This window comes from Streptomyces sp. NRRL F-5727 (genome assembly GCF_000719555.1).
Taxonomy (GTDB): Bacteria; Actinomycetota; Actinomycetes; order Streptomycetales; family Streptomycetaceae; genus Streptomyces.
In genome coordinates this window covers 1-15173 of sequence record NZ_JOGX01000067.1, presented here as the reverse complement: position 1 = coordinate 15173, position 15173 = coordinate 1, and the positions used below count along the sequence as shown (strand labels likewise).

General features: G+C 74.2%; 13 protein-coding genes and 1 pseudogene. 11 read left to right on the top strand and 3 right to left on the bottom strand.

What is annotated here, in order from left to right; translation table 11 throughout:
• Window positions 1-6: 6 nt before the first annotated feature.
• The 4 genes and pseudogenes from IF73_RS0131320 to nudC all read left to right on the top strand — a co-directional run.
• Window positions 7-819 (top strand): hypothetical protein, encoded by an 813-nt coding sequence (locus IF73_RS0131320; protein WP_031013892.1) that lies wholly within the window; start codon window positions 7-9, stop codon window positions 817-819.
• 101 nt (window positions 820-920) lie between these two features.
• On the top strand, window positions 921-4256 hold the full coding sequence (locus IF73_RS0131315) for an ATP-dependent helicase (protein ID WP_031013891.1): 3336 nt from the start codon (window positions 921-923) through the stop codon (window positions 4254-4256).
• 10 nt (window positions 4257-4266) lie between these two features.
• The gene (locus IF73_RS0131310) at window positions 4267-5685 is read left to right on the top strand and encodes a dipeptidase (protein WP_031013890.1); all 1419 of its coding nucleotides are present in this window, start codon (window positions 4267-4269) and stop codon (window positions 5683-5685) included.
• A gap of 56 nt (window positions 5686-5741) precedes the next feature.
• Window positions 5742-6554, top strand: a pseudogene (nudC, locus tag IF73_RS0131305) (NAD(+) diphosphatase); the annotation flags it as partial.
• A gap of 192 nt (window positions 6555-6746) precedes the next feature.
• On the opposite strand, the gene IF73_RS39965 reads toward nudC, so the two are convergent.
• Window positions 6747-7001 (bottom strand): mycoredoxin, encoded by a 255-nt coding sequence (locus tag IF73_RS39965; protein ID WP_037881113.1) that lies wholly within the window; start codon window positions 6999-7001, stop codon window positions 6747-6749.
• Between the two features lie 221 nt (window positions 7002-7222).
• Between IF73_RS39965 and IF73_RS0131300 the strand changes: the two genes are divergently transcribed.
• From IF73_RS0131300 to IF73_RS0131280, 5 genes are all read left to right on the top strand, one after another.
• Window positions 7223-9427, top strand: coding sequence for an ATP-dependent DNA helicase UvrD2 (locus IF73_RS0131300; RefSeq protein WP_037881110.1), 2205 nt, complete (start codon window positions 7223-7225; stop codon window positions 9425-9427).
• 175 nt (window positions 9428-9602) lie between these two features.
• Window positions 9603-9917, top strand: a complete 315-nt coding sequence (locus IF73_RS0131295; RefSeq protein ID WP_031013887.1) for a hypothetical protein — start codon at window positions 9603-9605, stop codon at window positions 9915-9917.
• Between the two features lie 169 nt (window positions 9918-10086).
• The gene (locus IF73_RS0131290; RefSeq protein WP_031013886.1) at window positions 10087-10455 is read left to right on the top strand and encodes a WhiB family transcriptional regulator; all 369 of its coding nucleotides are present in this window, start codon (window positions 10087-10089) and stop codon (window positions 10453-10455) included.
• A complete protein-coding gene (locus IF73_RS0131285) occupies window positions 10452-10811 on the top strand; it encodes a hypothetical protein (protein ID WP_031013885.1) in 360 nt (119 codons plus the stop codon). The genes IF73_RS0131290 and IF73_RS0131285 overlap by 4 nt, the downstream gene beginning before the upstream one ends.
• A gap of 99 nt (window positions 10812-10910) precedes the next feature.
• Window positions 10911-11093 (top strand): hypothetical protein, encoded by a 183-nt coding sequence (locus tag IF73_RS0131280; RefSeq protein WP_031013884.1) that lies wholly within the window; start codon window positions 10911-10913, stop codon window positions 11091-11093.
• Between the two features lie 9 nt (window positions 11094-11102).
• Here IF73_RS0131280 and IF73_RS0131275 read toward each other — a convergent pair whose 3' ends face one another.
• Together IF73_RS0131275 and IF73_RS0131270 are read right to left on the bottom strand one after the other, a co-directional pair.
• The gene (locus tag IF73_RS0131275; RefSeq protein WP_031013883.1) at window positions 11103-12452 is read right to left on the bottom strand and encodes an ABC1 kinase family protein; all 1350 of its coding nucleotides are present in this window, start codon (window positions 12450-12452) and stop codon (window positions 11103-11105) included.
• Window positions 12445-13665 carry a ThiF family adenylyltransferase gene (locus IF73_RS0131270; RefSeq protein ID WP_031013882.1) on the bottom strand — a complete coding sequence of 407 codons (1221 nt, stop codon included), beginning with the start codon at window positions 13663-13665 and terminating at the stop codon, window positions 12445-12447. The genes IF73_RS0131275 and IF73_RS0131270 overlap by 8 nt, the downstream gene beginning before the upstream one ends.
• Window positions 13666-13832: 167 nt before the next feature.
• Between IF73_RS0131270 and IF73_RS0131265 the strand changes: the two genes are divergently transcribed.
• Together IF73_RS0131265 and IF73_RS0131260 are read left to right on the top strand one after the other, a co-directional pair.
• A complete protein-coding gene (locus IF73_RS0131265; RefSeq protein WP_051717507.1) occupies window positions 13833-14366 on the top strand; it encodes a M48 family metallopeptidase in 534 nt (177 codons plus the stop codon).
• Window positions 14367-14478: 112 nt separating this feature from the next.
• A partial coding sequence (locus tag IF73_RS0131260; RefSeq protein WP_031013880.1) for a TerD family protein occupies window positions 14479-15173 on the top strand: 695 nt, incomplete at its 3' end.

The window sequence follows — 15173 nt, the reverse complement described above, 5'->3', positions numbered from 1 at the left end:
GCTCGTATGAGGTCCCAGTCCAGCCACCGGAAGCTCCGCGCCGCGGCCGTCGTCTGCGCGGCCGTCGCCGTCGCGGGCCCCGCCCCGGCGGCGGCCTGGGCGGCGACGGCGTCGCCCGGCCCCGCCCCGGCCGCCGCGGGCCCGTCCCCGGACCCCTTCGACGGACTCACCCCCGCCCAGATCGCCGACCGGGGCGTTGCCGCCACCCGCTCCGCCGACTCCCTGCGCATGACCGGCGAGGTCGTCACCGAGGGACAGCGGCTCGACGTCGACTTCTCCGTCGACGACCAGGGCTCCTGCCAGGGCCGGATCGGCGTCGACGACGGCTCCGCCGAACTCCGCCGGCTCGACGACATCACCTATATGAAGGGTGACGAGGAGTTCTGGCGGATCTCGATGACCTCCCAGGGCGTGCCCGCGAACCAGATCGCCCCGATCATCGAGCTCGTCAAGGGCCGCTGGCTCAAGATCGCCCCCGGCCAGGCCGGCAGCGGCGACCTCAGCGAGGTCTGCGACCTCGACTCCCTCCTCGACGGCCTCGGCCAGGACCCGGAGGACCGCCGGGGCCTCACCCGCGGCCCCGACCGCGAGGTCGACGACACCCCCGTGGCGACCCTGGTCAAGAAGGACGGCGACGAGACCACCACCGTCTCCGTCGCGCAGGAGGGCAAGCCGTACATCCGCCAGGTCGTCAGGACCGGCGGCGACGAACCCGGCAAGATGACCCTCTCCGACTTCGACCGCCCGGTGAAGGTCACCGCCCCGCCCGCCGACGAGACCGTCGACCTCTCCCGCCTCGACCCCGGCACCCCCGCCTGACCCCGCCGGGGATCCGGACGCCAGGCCGCCCCCGGCCAGGAACGCGCAGGTGAAAAGCGTGCGGGACGGGAATGTCCGACCGCCCGGTTAGCCTCTTCAGGGTGACCGCGCACCTCACCGACCCCGAGCAGCTCAAGGAGCTCCTCGGCATCCCCTTCACCCCGGAGCAGACGGCCTGCATCACCGCGCCGCCCGCCCCGCAGGTCATCGTGGCCGGAGCCGGCTCCGGCAAGACCACGGTGATGGCGGCCCGGGTGGTGTGGCTGGTCGGCACCGGACAGGTCGCCCCCGAACAGGTCCTCGGCCTCACCTTCACCAACAAGGCCGCCGGCGAACTCGCCGAGCGCGTCCGCACCGCCCTCGTCCGCGCCGGCGTCACCGACCCCGACCCGGTCGATCCCGAGAGCCCCCCGGGCGAGCCCCGCATCTCCACGTACCACGCCTTCGCCGGGCAGCTCCTCACCGACCACGGCCTGCGCATCGGCCTCGAACCGACCTCCCGGCTCCTCGCCGACGCCACCCGCTTCCAGCTCGCCGCGCGCGTGCTCCGCGAGGCCCCCGGCCCGTACCCGGCGCTCACCAAGTCCTTCCCGACCCTCGTCGAGAACCTGCTCGCGCTCGACGCCGAACTGGCCGAGCACCTCGTCGACCCCGCCGACCTCCTCGCGTACGACGCCGAGCTGCTCACCGCCCTCGCCGACGCCAAGCTCACCAACGACGACCTGCGCAAGCTCCCCGAGACGGCCACCGCCCGCCGCGAGCTCACCGCGCTCGTCAGCCGCTACCGCGCCGCCAAGCGCTCCCGCGACCTCCTCGACTTCGGCGACCAGATCGCCCTCTCCGCGCGGCTCGCCACCACCCGCCCCGAGGTCGGCGCGATCCTCCGCGACGAGTACCGCGTCGTCCTCCTCGACGAGTACCAGGACACCTCCGTCGCCCAGCGGCTCCTGCTCTCCGGCCTCTTCGGCCAGGGCACCGGCCATCCCGTCACCGCCGTCGGCGACCCCTGCCAGGCCATCTACGGCTGGCGCGGCGCCTCCGTCGCCAACCTCGACGACTTCCCCGCCCACTTCCCGCACGCCGACGGCACCCCCGCGAGCCGCCACTCCCTCTCCGAGAACCGGCGCAGCGGCGGCCGCCTCCTCGACCTCGCCAACGGCCTCGCCACCCCCCTGCGCGCCATGCACGCGGGCGTGGAGGCGCTGCGCCCCGCGCCGGGCGCCGAGGCCGACGGCACCGTCCGGATCGCCCTCCTCCCCACCCACACCGAGGAGATCGACTGGCTCGCCGACTCCCTCGCCCACCTCGTCCGCACCGGCCGCGAACCCGGCTCCATGGCCGTCCTCTGCCGCACCGCCGGCGACTTCCCCGCCATCCAGGCCGCCCTCGTCGCCCGTGGCGTCCCCGTCGAGGTCGTCGGCCTCTCCGGCCTGCTCCACCTCCCCGAGGTCGCCGACCTCGTGGCCGTCTGCGAAGTCCTCCAGGACCCGGGGGCCAACGCCGACCTGGTCCGGCTCCTCACCGGCCCCCGCTGGCGCATCGGCCCCCGCGACCTCGCCCTCCTCGGCCGCCGCGCCCGCCTCCTCGTGCACCGCGGCGACACCGACGCCGACCCCGGGCAGCGGCTCGCCGCAGCCGTCGAGGGCGTCGACCCCGCCGAGGTGATCTCCCTCGCCGACGCCCTCGACACCTTCCTCGACTCCGCCGGCCACCCCGACGACGGCCTGCCCTTCTCCGCCGAGGCCCGGGTCCGCTTCGCCCGCCTCGCCGCCGAGCTCCGCTCGCTGCGCGCCTCCCTCGCCGACCCCCTGATGGACGTCCTCCACCGGGTCCTCACCGTCACCGGCCTGGAGGTCGAACTGTCGGCGTCCCCGCACGCCCTCGCCGCCCGCCGCCGCGAGACCCTCGGCAACTTCCTGGACGTCGCCGCCGGCTTCGCCTCCCTCGACGGCGAGGCGAGCCTCCTCGCCTTCCTCGGCTTCCTGCGCACCGCCGTCCAGTTCGAGAAAGGCCTCGACCACGCCCTCCCGGGCGGCGAGAACACCGTCAAGGTCCTCACCGCCCACAAGTCGAAGGGCCTGGAGTGGGACGTCGTCGCCGTCCCCGGCCTGGTCGCCGGCCAGTTCCCCTCCGCCCGCGCGCGCGAGTCCTGGACCTCCCAGCCCCAGGTCCTCCCGCACGCCCTGCGCGGCGACGCCGCCACCCTCCCGGACCTCGACGCCTGGACCGCCGCCGCGATGAAGTCCTTCAAGGCGGCGATGACGGACCACCAGCACACCGAGGAACTCCGCCTCGGCTACGTCACCTTCACCCGCCCCCGCACCCTCCTCCTCGCCTCCGCCCACTGGTGGGGCCCGACCCAGAAGAAGCCGAGGGGCCCCTCGGACTTCATGGCGGCGCTGTACGACCACTGCGCGAAGGGCCACGGCGACATCGAGGCATGGGCGGAAGCCCCGGAGAAGGAGGCGGAGAACCCCCTCCTGGCAGAGTCGACCCAGGACCTCCCCTGGCCGCTTCCCCTGGACGAGGAGGCGCTGAAGCGCCGAAGGGAGGCCGCGGAGCACGTCCGCACCGCGTTGTGGGCCATCGTTCCGCAGGGCGGAACGGGGGGCCACAACGCCCCCGGCGCGGCGCCCGACTCCTCGGACCCGCACCCCGAGGACCTCTGGCTCCCGGACGACCCGCAAGAGGCCCCCGGCACGGTGCCGCACCCCCGGGAAACGCTCACCCCCGAAGAGGCCCGCACCATCGCCTCCTGGGACAGGGACCTCGCCGCCCTCACGGCGGAGCTGCACCGCTCCCGCGCCACCACCCGGGACGTCCTCCTCCCCGCCTACCTCTCCGCCTCCCAGGTGATCCGCCTCGCCGAGGACCCGGACGGCTTCGCGCGGGAGCTGGCCCGCCCGATGCCGAAGCCCCCGCAGCCCGCGGCCCGCCGCGGCACCCGCTTCCACGCATGGGTGGAGTCCCGCTTCGACGAGCTCCCGCTGCCGTTCCTCGGCCCGGACGAGCTCCCCGGCGGCGAGGACTTCGCGGGCGAGCCGGAGATCGTCGACGAGCGCGACCTGGAGGCCCTCAAGGAGGCGTTCGCCCGCACGCCGTACGCCCGCCGCACCCCGTACCGGGTGGAGGTCCCCGTCCACCTCACGCTCGCGGGCCGGGTGGTCCGGGGCCGGATCGACGCCGTCTACCGGGACCCGGACTCCGGCGCGTACGAGATCGTCGACTGGAAGACCAGCCACCACCGCACCGCCGACCCCCTCCAGCTCGCGCTGTACCGGCTCGCCTGGGCCGAGCAGCACGGCCTCGACCCCGAGGACGTCGCCGCCGCCTTCGTCTACGTGCGGACCGGCGAGGTGGCCCGCCCGGCGAGGCTGCCGGGCCGGGCGGAGCTGGAGGCGATCCTGCTGGGCGGGGCACCCTCCGGCGCCGGATAGGCTCGGGACCATGAGCGAGACCCCGGACAGCGTCGTCCAGCCCGTACGCGCGTACATCGAGCAGCACCGCGCCGCCTTCCTCGGCGACCTCGCCGACTGGCTGCGCATCCCGTCCGTGTCGGCGCAGCCCGAGCGGGCCGGGGACGTGCGGCGCAGCGCCGACTGGCTCGCCGGCGCCCTGAAGGACACCGGTTTCACCACGGTCGAGATCTGGGAGACCGAGGGCGCCCCGGCGGTCTTCGCCGAGTGGCCCTCCGAGGACCCGGACGCGCCGACGGTGCTGGTCTACGGCCACCACGACGTGCAGCCGGCGGCCCGCGAGGACGGCTGGCACACCGACCCCTTCGAGCCGACCGTCGTCGACGGGCGGATGTACGCGCGCGGGGCGGCCGACGACAAGGGCCAGGTGTTCTTCCACACCCTCGGGGTCCGCGCCCACCTCGCCGCCACCGGACGCACGGCGCCCGCCGTCCACCTCAAGCTGCTGGTGGAGGGCGAGGAGGAGTCCGGCTCGCCGCACTTCCGCGCGCTCGTCGAGGCGCACGCGGACCGGCTCGCCGCCGACGCGGTGATCGTCTCCGACACCGGCATGTGGTCCGAGACCACCCCCACCGTCTGCACCGGCATGCGCGGGGTCGCCGACTGCGAGATCGACCTGTACGGCCCCGACCAGGACATCCACTCCGGTTCCTTCGGCGGCGCCGTGCCCAACCCGGCCACCGTCGCCGGCCGGATCGTCGCCGCCCTGCACGACGCCGACGAGCGGGTCGCGATCCCCGGTTTCTACGACGGCGTGAGCGAACTCACCGAGGCCGAGCGGCGGCTCGTCGCCGAGCTGCCCTTCGACGAGGCCGCGTGGCTGCGGACCGCCAAGTCCCACGGCACCCTCGGCGAGGCCGGCCACTCGACCCTGGAGCGCGTCTGGGCCCGCCCGACCGCCGAGGTCAACGGCATCGGCGGCGGCTACCAGGGCCCCGGCGGCAAGACGATCGTGCCCGCCTCCGCCCACCTCAAGCTGTCCTTCCGGCTCGTCGCCGGCCAGGACCCGTACCGGATCGAGACGCTGGTGCGGGAGTGGCTGGCGGGGCTCGTCCCGGCCGGCGTCCGGTACGAGATCGTCTTCGGCGCCCCGACCCGCCCCTGCCTCACCCCGCTCGGCCACCCGGCCCTCACGGCGGTGGCCGGGGCGATGAGCCGGGCCTTCGACGGGGCCACCGTCCGCTACACGCGCGAGGGCGGCTCGGGACCGGCCGCCGACCTCCAGGACGTCCTGGACGCGCCCGTGCTCTTCCTGGGCATCTCGGTCCCGTCCGACGGCTGGCACGCGCCGAACGAGAAGGTCGAGCTCGACCTCCTCATGAAGGGCGTGGAGACGACCGCCTACCTGTGGGGCGACCTGCCGGCCGCCCTGCGGGCCGGCGAGTGCTGAGCGCCGGGCCGAACGCCGCAATCACTGACACCGATCCGGGGGAGTTGGAAGCACCTGTGAGCACCCTGAACAACGCGTTCGCGGACCGTCCGATCTCGCTCACCGCCCCGAGCGGGATCGACCGCGCCGCCCACCACCGCCTCGACGAGGCGTGGCTCGCGGCCGCCTGGAGCCACCCGAGCACCCGCGTCTTCGTGGTCTCCGGCGGCCAGGTGCTGATCGACGACCGCCCCGACGGCACCACCGAGCTCGTCATGACCCCGGCGTTCGAGGCGCCGATGACCGAGACCCACCGGTACTTCCTCGGCACCGACGCCGACGGGGTCTCCTACTTCGCGCTCCAGAAGGACTCGCTGCCCGGCCGCATGGACCAGTCGGCGCGCCCGGCCGGCCTGCGCGAGGCGGGCCTCCTCCTGTCGCCCCGCGACGCGGGCCTGATGACCCACGCGGTCGCCCTGGAGAACTGGCAGCGCCTCCACCGCTTCTGCTCACGCTGCGGCGAGCGCACGGTGATCGCCGCGGCCGGGCACATCCGCCGCTGCCCGGTCTGCGGCGCCGAGCACTACCCGCGCACCGACCCGGCGGTGATCATGCTGGTCACCGACGACCAGGACCGGGCGCTGCTCGGCCGCCAGGTGCACTGGCCGGAGGGCCGCTTCTCGACGCTGGCCGGCTTCGTCGAGCCCGGCGAGTCCATCGAGCAGGCGGTGGTCCGGGAGGTCTTCGAGGAGGCCGGCGTCACCGTCGGCGAGGTCTCGTACGTGGCCAGCCAGCCGTGGCCGTTCCCGTCCAGCCTGATGCTCGGCTTCTTCGCGCGGGCCACCTCCCCGGAGATCGAGGTGGACGGCGAGGAGATGCTCGCCGCACGGCAGAAACGCCCAAGTAGCTCCGCTACGAGGGCGCCCCTGCCGCACGCCGATCGCACGCACCTGACGACCCGGCCTGATCCGACGCGCATTGTCAGACAGGCCCTGGGACCCGTCCGAGAACACGCGAAGGCCCCCGCTCCCAAGGAGAGCGGGGGCCTTTCCCTCACCCCGGACGGGCTCGCGGAGCGGACCTCAGACGGCGAGGGCCTGCTTGACCTGGGCCAGGCTCGGGTTGGTCATGACCGACTCGGTGCCGGCGGGGGAGACGACCAGGACCGTGGGGACGGTCTGGTTGCCGCCGTTGGCCTGCTCCACGAAGGCGGCCGACGCGGGGTCCTGCTCGATGTTGATCTCGTCGTACGCGATGCCCTCGCGGTCCATCTGGCTCTTCAGCCGGCGGCAGTAGCCGCACCACTCGGTGCTGTACATCGTCACAGTGCCCTGCATGGCCAGGCGCTCCTCATCGGTCGGGGGTCGTGCCGAAGGGAGAACGTACGCCATCCGGCCACCCATTCCCGCACGCCGGGTGAGCTGCGCCGCTCTTCCCCCGGTCCGGGACGACCGGGCCGGACCACCGGATCGGGACGATCATGTGACGGTACGACCACGGTCCGCGGCCTGTGGACGACGCGCCGCACCGACCCCGCCCGACCTGGCAGCATGGCGGAGTGACAGCAGCAACGCACTCCCCTCTCTTCCCGGCGGTCCCGGAGACGGCCGACGCGGTGCTCGACGGGCTCGACCCGGAGCAGCGCGAGGTCGCCCTGGCCCTGCGCGGCCCGGTCTGCGTCCTCGCCGGCGCCGGCACGGGCAAGACCCGGGCGATCACCCACCGGATCGCCTACGGGGTGCGGACGGGTGTGCTGCCGCCCGCGAGCGTGCTCGCCGTCACCTTCACCAACCGCGCCGCGGGCGAGATGCGCGGCCGGCTCCGCCAGCTCGGCGCCGGTGGGGTGCAGGCCCGCACCTTCCACTCGGCGGCGCTCCGGCAGCTCCAGTTCTTCTGGCCGAAAGCGATCGGTGGCCCGCTGCCCCGGCTCGTGGAGCGCAAGGCCCAGCTGGTCGCCGAGGCCGCGGCCCGCTGCCGGGTCCGGCTCGACCGGAACGAGCTGCGGGACGTCACCTCGGAGATCGAATGGGCCAAGGTTACCCAGACCGTGCCCGCCGACTACCCGGCCGCGGTCGCCCGCGCCCGCCGGGACGCCCCCCGGGACCCGGCCGAGATCGGCCAGCTCTACGCGATGTACGAGCAGCTCAAGGGCGAGCGCTCGGTGATCGACTTCGAGGACGTGCTGCTGCTCACGGTCGGCATCCTCCAGGACCGGCCCGACATCGCCGAGCAGATCCGCCGCCAGTACCAGCACTTCGTCGTCGACGAGTACCAGGACGTCTCCCCGCTCCAGCAGCGCCTCCTCGAGGAGTGGCTGGGGGAGCGGGACAGCCTCTGCGTGGTCGGCGACGCCAGCCAGACGATCTACTCCTTCACCGGCGCCACCCCCGACCACCTGCTGGACTTCCGCACCCGCCACCCGCACGCGACCGTGGTCAAGCTGGTCCGCGACTACCGCTCCACCCCGCAGGTCGTGCACCTCGCCAACGGCCTGCTCGACCAGGCGAGCGGCCGGGCCGCGGACCACCGCCTGGAGCTGGTCTCGCAGCGCGAGCGCGGACCCGAGCCGGTCTACACCGAGTACGGCGACGAGCCCGCCGAGGCCGAGGGCACCGCCCGCCGGGTCCGCGACCTGATCGCCGCCGGCGTCCCGGCCGGCGAGATCGCCGTCCTCTACCGGATCAACGCCCAGTCGGAGGTCTACGAGCAGGCCCTCGCCGACGCCGGCGTCCCCTACCAGCTGCGCGGCGCCGAGCGTTACTTCGAGCGCCAGGAGGTACGGGAGGCGATCGCCGCCCTGCGCGGCGCGGCCCGTTTCGGCGCGAACGACTCGCTCCTCGACGGAGCCGAGGACCTGCCGGCCCAGACGCGGGCGGTGCTTTCCGGCCACGGCTGGAGCAGCCGGCCGCCGGCCGGCTCCGGTGCCGTCCGGGACCGCTGGGAGTCGCTCGCCGCGCTCGCCCGGCTCGCCGACGACTTCGCCGCCGCCCGCCCCGGCGCCACCCTCGCCGACCTGATCGCCGAGCTGGACGAGCGGACCGCGGCCCAGCACGCCCCCACCGTCCAGGGCGTCACCCTCGCCTCCCTGCACGCCGCCAAGGGCCTGGAGTGGGACGCCGTCTTCCTGGTCGGCCTCACCGACGGCATGATGCCGATCACCTACGCCAAGACGGACGAGCAGGTCGAGGAGGAGCGCCGGCTGCTCTACGTGGGCGTCACCCGCGCCCGCGTCCACCTCACCCTCTCCTGGGCGCTCTCCCGCTCCCCGGGCGGCCGCCCCGGCCGCGTCCCCAGCCGCTTCCTCAAGGGGCTCCGCCCCGGCTCCGGCAGCCGGGCCGCCGGTCACGGCGGCACCGGCGGCGGCATCGAGCGGGGCGGCCCGGGCCCGTCCGGCGAGACCGTCCGGCGCCGCCCGCGCGGCCCGGTCCGCTGCCGGGTCTGCGGCACCACCCTCACCGAGGCCGGCGCGATGAAACTGCTCCGCTGCGAGGACTGCCCCTCGGACATGGACGAGGGCCTGTACGAGCGGCTGTGGGCGTGGCGGGAGGAGCGGGCCCGGGCGCTCGGCCAGCCCGCCTATTGCGTCTTCACCGAGAAGACGCTCATGGCGATCGCCGAGCGGGTCCCCTCCTCCGGCGGCGAGCTGGCCATGATCGCCGGGGTCGGCGCCCGCAAGCTGGACCGCTTCGGAGCCGACGTCCTCGCCATCTGCGCAGGTGAAGACCCAGGTGAAGAGGGTGTAAGGGGCGCAGGGGAGGACTGATCGAAACTCGTGGGAAAAATAGTTTGCGCCCGCCCCGTCAAGCCCCATAGGTTCTTAACCACGCAACAGCGGCTTCTTAAGAAGCCCTGTCTCGTGCTGTACTTGTCCAAATGAACATCGAGAGCCCGGCTCGCACCCGAGCTCTCCGAGACGCCGAGAGGAGGCGATTCCAGTGATCAGCAACATCAACAGCAACACCGTCGTCAGCACCGCCAAAATGACCGATCGCTCGGTCGTCTCCGCCTGCTCGCTCGGCTTCTCCGCCGTTGAGCTCCTTGGCAGCGGTCTGCCCGTCACCGGTCTGTCCGGTCGCGGCATGGCCGTCATCGAGCGCACCGAGCGACCGACCAAGGCACGGGTGGCTGAAGAGGGTAAGGCCGGATTCACGGCCTATGGCTTCGCGGCAGCCGGTGCCGGCAAGCAGCAGACGACGCAGCACCACACGATGTGGGCCTTCCGTGGGCTCGAACCCTGGAGTGATCCAGCCTGACCTGATCAGGCCGGCGCCTTCAGGGCCGCGGAACCCCACCCGGGATCCGCGGCCCTTCTGTTTGTCCCCGAACGGGGACGGCGGAACGAAGGGGCCTCGGGACAAGAAACCCGGTACCAGCCGAAGACCCGGCCCACCGGCCGGAACGACCAGACGAGGAAAGACACCCGTGCAACTCGAAGCGCACGCCCCGTCCGTACCGCCTTCCGAAACGATCCCCCCGTCCGGCCTCACGGAGGACCACGCCTTGACCCCCCTGACATCGCTCACCGCGCTCGACGACGCCATCGAGAACCTCGGCGTCCCGGTTCCCTGCCGGGCCTACGACCCGGAGGTCTTCTTCGCCGAGTCCCCGGCCGACGTCGAGTACGCCAAGTCCCTCTGCAAGACCTGCCCGCTGGTCGCGGCCTGCCTCGCCGGCGCCAAGGAGCGCCGTGAGCCCTGGGGTGTCTGGGGCGGCGAGCTCTTCGTCCAGGGCGTGGTCGTCGCCCGCAAGCGGCCCCGTGGCCGCCCGCGCAAGAACCCGGTCGCGGCATGACCGCCCTCACCTGGGAGGCACCCCACAAGGCCCCCAGGCGAACCGGAACGATCGACCATCCCCTCACGCACGATCCCCAGAAGCAGGCCCCGATGACCACGTCCGCCTTCGAGCCCATCCGCTCCGCTACCCCCGACTTCTCCCCCGCCGGCGCCCCCGCGCTGCGTCAGAACAGGACCCGAGACATGCAACTCATCCCAGAAGCCCTGGCCCGTGCCCATATGCACGAGCGACAGCGTGAGGCCGAGGCGGAACGTCAGGCCGTGCGCCTGATCGCCGCCCGGCGCATGCAGCGCCGCGCCGAGCGCGTCTCGCTGCGCGCCCGCCGCGCGCTGGCCATGGCCGTCATGCACTGAGCGCCCCACCAGGCGTCCCCGCGGGGGCCGGTCCGAACGGACCGGCCCCCGCGGTGCGTTGCCCCGCGGAGGCCGCCCCGCCGGGCTATCGTCACGAGGATGAACGAGCCCCGCGCCGCGGAGGAGCCCGTGGTCTGCGCACGCTGCGGCAGGACCGCCGACACCCTCCCGATCACCTGGACCTGCTCCGTCGAGAACGGCCGCCGCCAGTACTTCTGCGAGGAGTGCGCCCGCGCCAACATCCGGGCCATCGAGGGCCGCCTGGACTCCTCCTGGTGGTGACCCGGCGCCTCAGGCCGCCGGGTCGAAACCGGGCAGCCAGGCGGACAGCTCGTCGCGCAGCCGGACCGTCGCGTTCAGCTGGCAGAGCACCCCGATCGTGGACAGCGTCACCCGGTGGATCAGCAGGTACGACGGCGGCAGGTTCAGCTGCCGCCCCAGCTGGTGCGCCGGGGACCGGGGATCGGCGATCCGGGCCGCCTGCGTCCGCATCCAGCCCCGGGTGAAGACGAAGGACTCCGCCCCCGCCGGCTCGATGATCGGCAGCAGGTACTCCAGGACCTCGTCCGGGTCGAGCGCCACCGACTCCTTCACGAAGCCCTCCTCCCGCAGCAGCGCGTACACCGGCTCCGCCTCACCGGCCAGGGTCATCCGCAGACAGGTCCCGATCATCTCCGGAAGCCCGCCCGGCAGCCGGTCCACCGTGCCGAAGTCCAGCACCCCGAGCCGCCACCGGGAAGGATCGTCCGCCCCCTCCTCGCCGTCCGGCGGCAGCAGCCGGAAGTTCCCCGGATGCGGGTCGGCGTGCAGCAGCCCGGTCCGCGCCGGACCCGAGAACAGGAACCGGGCCAGCAGCTGACCGGCCCGGTCCCGCTGCTCCTGGCCGCCCTCGGCGATCACCTCCGACAGCGGGACGCCGTCCATCCACTCCGTCACGAGCACCTGGTCCGCCTGGTGCACCACCGCCGGGACCACCACGTCCGGATCGTCCGCGAAGACCTCGGCGTGCTCCCGCTGGGACCGCGCCTCCAGGGCGTAGTCCAGCTCCTCCGTCACCCGCTCGCGCAACTCCGCGATCAGCGGCTTCACCTCGACCCCCGGCACCAGCGGCCCGAGCAGCCGGGCGAACCGGCTCAACTGCGCCAGGTCCGACAGCAGCGCCTCCCCGGCACCCGGGTACTGCACCTTCACCGCGACCTCGCGCCCGTCGTGCCACACCGCCCGGTGCACCTGCCCGATCGACGCGGCCGCCGACGGCTTGTCCTCGAACTCCAGGAACAGCTCCCGCCATTCCGCCCCGAGCCGCTCCTCCAGGACCCCGTGCACCGTCCGCACCGGCATCGGCGGCGCGGCCTCCTGAAGCTTCGTCAGCGCCGCCCGGTAGGGGCCGCCGATCTCCTCCGGCAACGCCGACTCGAAGACCGACAGCGCCTGACCGAACTTCATGGCCCCGCCCTTGAGCTCGCCGAGCACCTTGAACAGCTGCTCCGCCGTGCGCTCCTGGAGCTCCCGGGCCACGAACTCGGCGGACTTCCCGCCGATCCGCTTGCCCAGGCCCCAGGTCGCGCGGCCCGCGATGCCCAGCGGCAACGCGGCCAACTTGGCGGTCCTGGTGACCGCCTTCCGGGGAAGATCAGACATGCGCCCCTCCAATTCCCAGACTGCCGTGCCGCGCAGGGCTGCGCCCCGCCATTGTGGACCGGGTCTCCCCGGCTGTTGAGACGGCCACCCCCACCCTGCCCCGTGCGGCCCCGCAGGGACAGGCCGCATGCGGCACCAGCCGCTCGGACCGCCATCCCAGCGACGGCGCCGCCGCCTCCCAGCGGACCCCGGTGCTCGCCGGCAGCTCCCCGTCCAGGAAGGCCAGCGCGTGCCCCGCGGCGAGGCCCGCCACCGCCGTCGCCAGCGCCACGTCACAGGCCGGCAGGGGATGCGGCGCCCCCGAGCGCCACTGCGCGAGCAGCCGCGGCCACGCCGGGTCCCGGTCCGTCGCCTCCTCCTGGAGACACCGGGCGCACGCCGTCCCGCCCGGCAGCACCAGCGGCCCCACCACCCCCGTCGCCTCCAGCACCCCCGCGTACAGATGCGGCACCCCGGCCGCCATCCACGGCTCCGCCGCCACCGGATCCGGCACCAGCACCCCCAGCCCGTCCCGGGGCGTCACCACCACCAGCGACACCGGCACCCGGCCGTCCCCGCCGCTCCCGTCCGCAGGCCCCGCCGTGCGCCGGTCCGCCCGCCGCGCGGCCACCGGGCCACGCGCCCAGCGCGCCACCAGCCGCCGCGCCGCCGCCACCCGGCGCTCGCCGACCGCCTCCGCCGGCAGCCCGCCCGGCGCCGTCTCCCACGGCTCCACCCGCCCGCCGTCCACCCCCTCCACCCCGCCGACGCCCGCCGCCGCGAGCAGCGCCGCCACCGTCGCGCCCACCCGCCCGGCGCCCCGCACCCGCACCCGCCGCTCCCGCCGGGCCGCCAGCGTCCGCAGCGCCCGGTCCGGCTCCGGGCACACCACCGACAGCGCGGCCAGATCCGCCCGCAGCGGATCCAGCGCCGCGTCCACCGCCCCGGCCGCGGGACCCGACCGCCCCGGCCGGCCCGCCCCGGCCTCCACGAGCAGCCCCGCCGCGGCGAGCCGCCCCAGCAGGGCGTCGAGCCGTCCCTCCGGCAGCCCCAGCTCCGCCGCCTCCCGCCGCAGCAGCGCCGTCCCGCGCGTCCCGTCCATCAGCCCGAGGAGCCGGCCCGTCGCCGTGTCCACCCGGTCCAGCACCACCGCGTGCGCCGGCGTCACCCCGTACTGCGCGCACGTCAGACTCCGCCAGGCCCGGCGCAGCGCCGGCTTCACCATCGGATGCATGTCCCGCCCCCGTCCTCCTCCGCGTTTCTCTCCCGGACCCAGACTGCCCGTCGGCGCGGCACCGCGCCGAGAGTTGTCCACAGGCCCGCCCGAAAGTCGTACAGGTCATATGAAGGGGTGGGTCGTGCGACGGGGATTCCTCGCGCCGCCCGGGTACCGTCGAGGGCGTGCCAGTCGAGATCCGCAGGAGCGCCCGCCGCACCCGTTCCGTCTCCGCCTACCGCGAGGGGGACCGCACCATCGTCCTCATCCCGGCCCGGATGTCGGAGGCCGAGGAGCGCCGCTGGGTCGGGGTGATGCTGGAGAAGCTCGCCGCGAAGGAGAAGGACAAGGAGCGCCGCGCCACCCGCGGCGACGCCGAGCTGGCCGAGCGCGCCGGCCGCCTCTCCGACCGGTACCTCGGCGGCAGGGCCCGGCCCGACTCGGTTCGCTGGGTCACCAACCAGAACAGCCGCTGGGGCTCCTGCACCCCAGCCGAGGGCTCCATCCGGCTCTCCCACCGCCTCCAGCCGATGCCCGAGTACGTCGTCGACTACGTCCTCCTGCACGAGCTGGCCCATCTCCTGGTCCCGGGCCACGGCCCCGGCTTCTGGCGGCTCCTGGAGGCGTACCCGAGGACCGAGCGGGCCCGCGGCTACCTCGAAGGAGTGGCAGCCGCCACCCGCCTCCCGCACCCCCCGGACGGGGAACGCACGGCCTGAGGCCGTGTTTCCCGATTCCGTACCGGAACCGACCCGCCCTGTCTCAATGTCGTTCTCAGCGGATAGCCTGACGCGAGTCATTCGCCATCGGGATGGGGGACGGTCGTTACGCATGGCCAGGGAATTCCAACGCGGCCACAAGGCCAAGATCAGTGATCTGACCGCGGGCACCGATCTGTACGTGGGCGTGCAGATCGCGGCGCCCGGGCTCACCTTCGACATCAGCTGCTTCGGACTCGACGCCGACGAGCGCCTCTCGGACGACCGCTACTTCGTCTTCTTCAACCAGCCGAAGTCGCCCGAGGAGTCCATCCAGCTGCTCGGGGCGCAGTCCGGCGACACCGAGTCCTTCCGCGTCACCCTCGACCGGATCCCCCCGCAGATCCACAAGCTGTCCTTCACCGCCACCATCGACGGCAACGGCCAGATGTCGCAGGTCGGACCCGGCTGGATCCGGATCGTCGCCGGTGGCGAGGAGGTCGCCCGCTACGCCTTCACGGGCGCCGAGTTCTCCACCGAGCGCGCGGTCATGCTCGGCGACTTCTACCTGAAGGACGTGTGGCGGTTCGCCGCCGTCGGCCAGGGCTTCGACGGCGGCCTGGAAGCGCTGCTGCGGAACTTCGGCGGAGAGGTCCTGGAGGAGGAGCAGCCCGCGGCCCAGCCGCCCGCCGCCCCCCAGCAGGCCGCGCCGGCCTTCGGCGCCCCCGCCCAGGCCGCGGCGCCCCCGGCGTTCGGCGCCCCCGCCCCCCCGGCCCCCGCCGCCCCCGCGCCCGCCCCGCAGCCCGGCTACGGCCCCCAGGCGCCGAC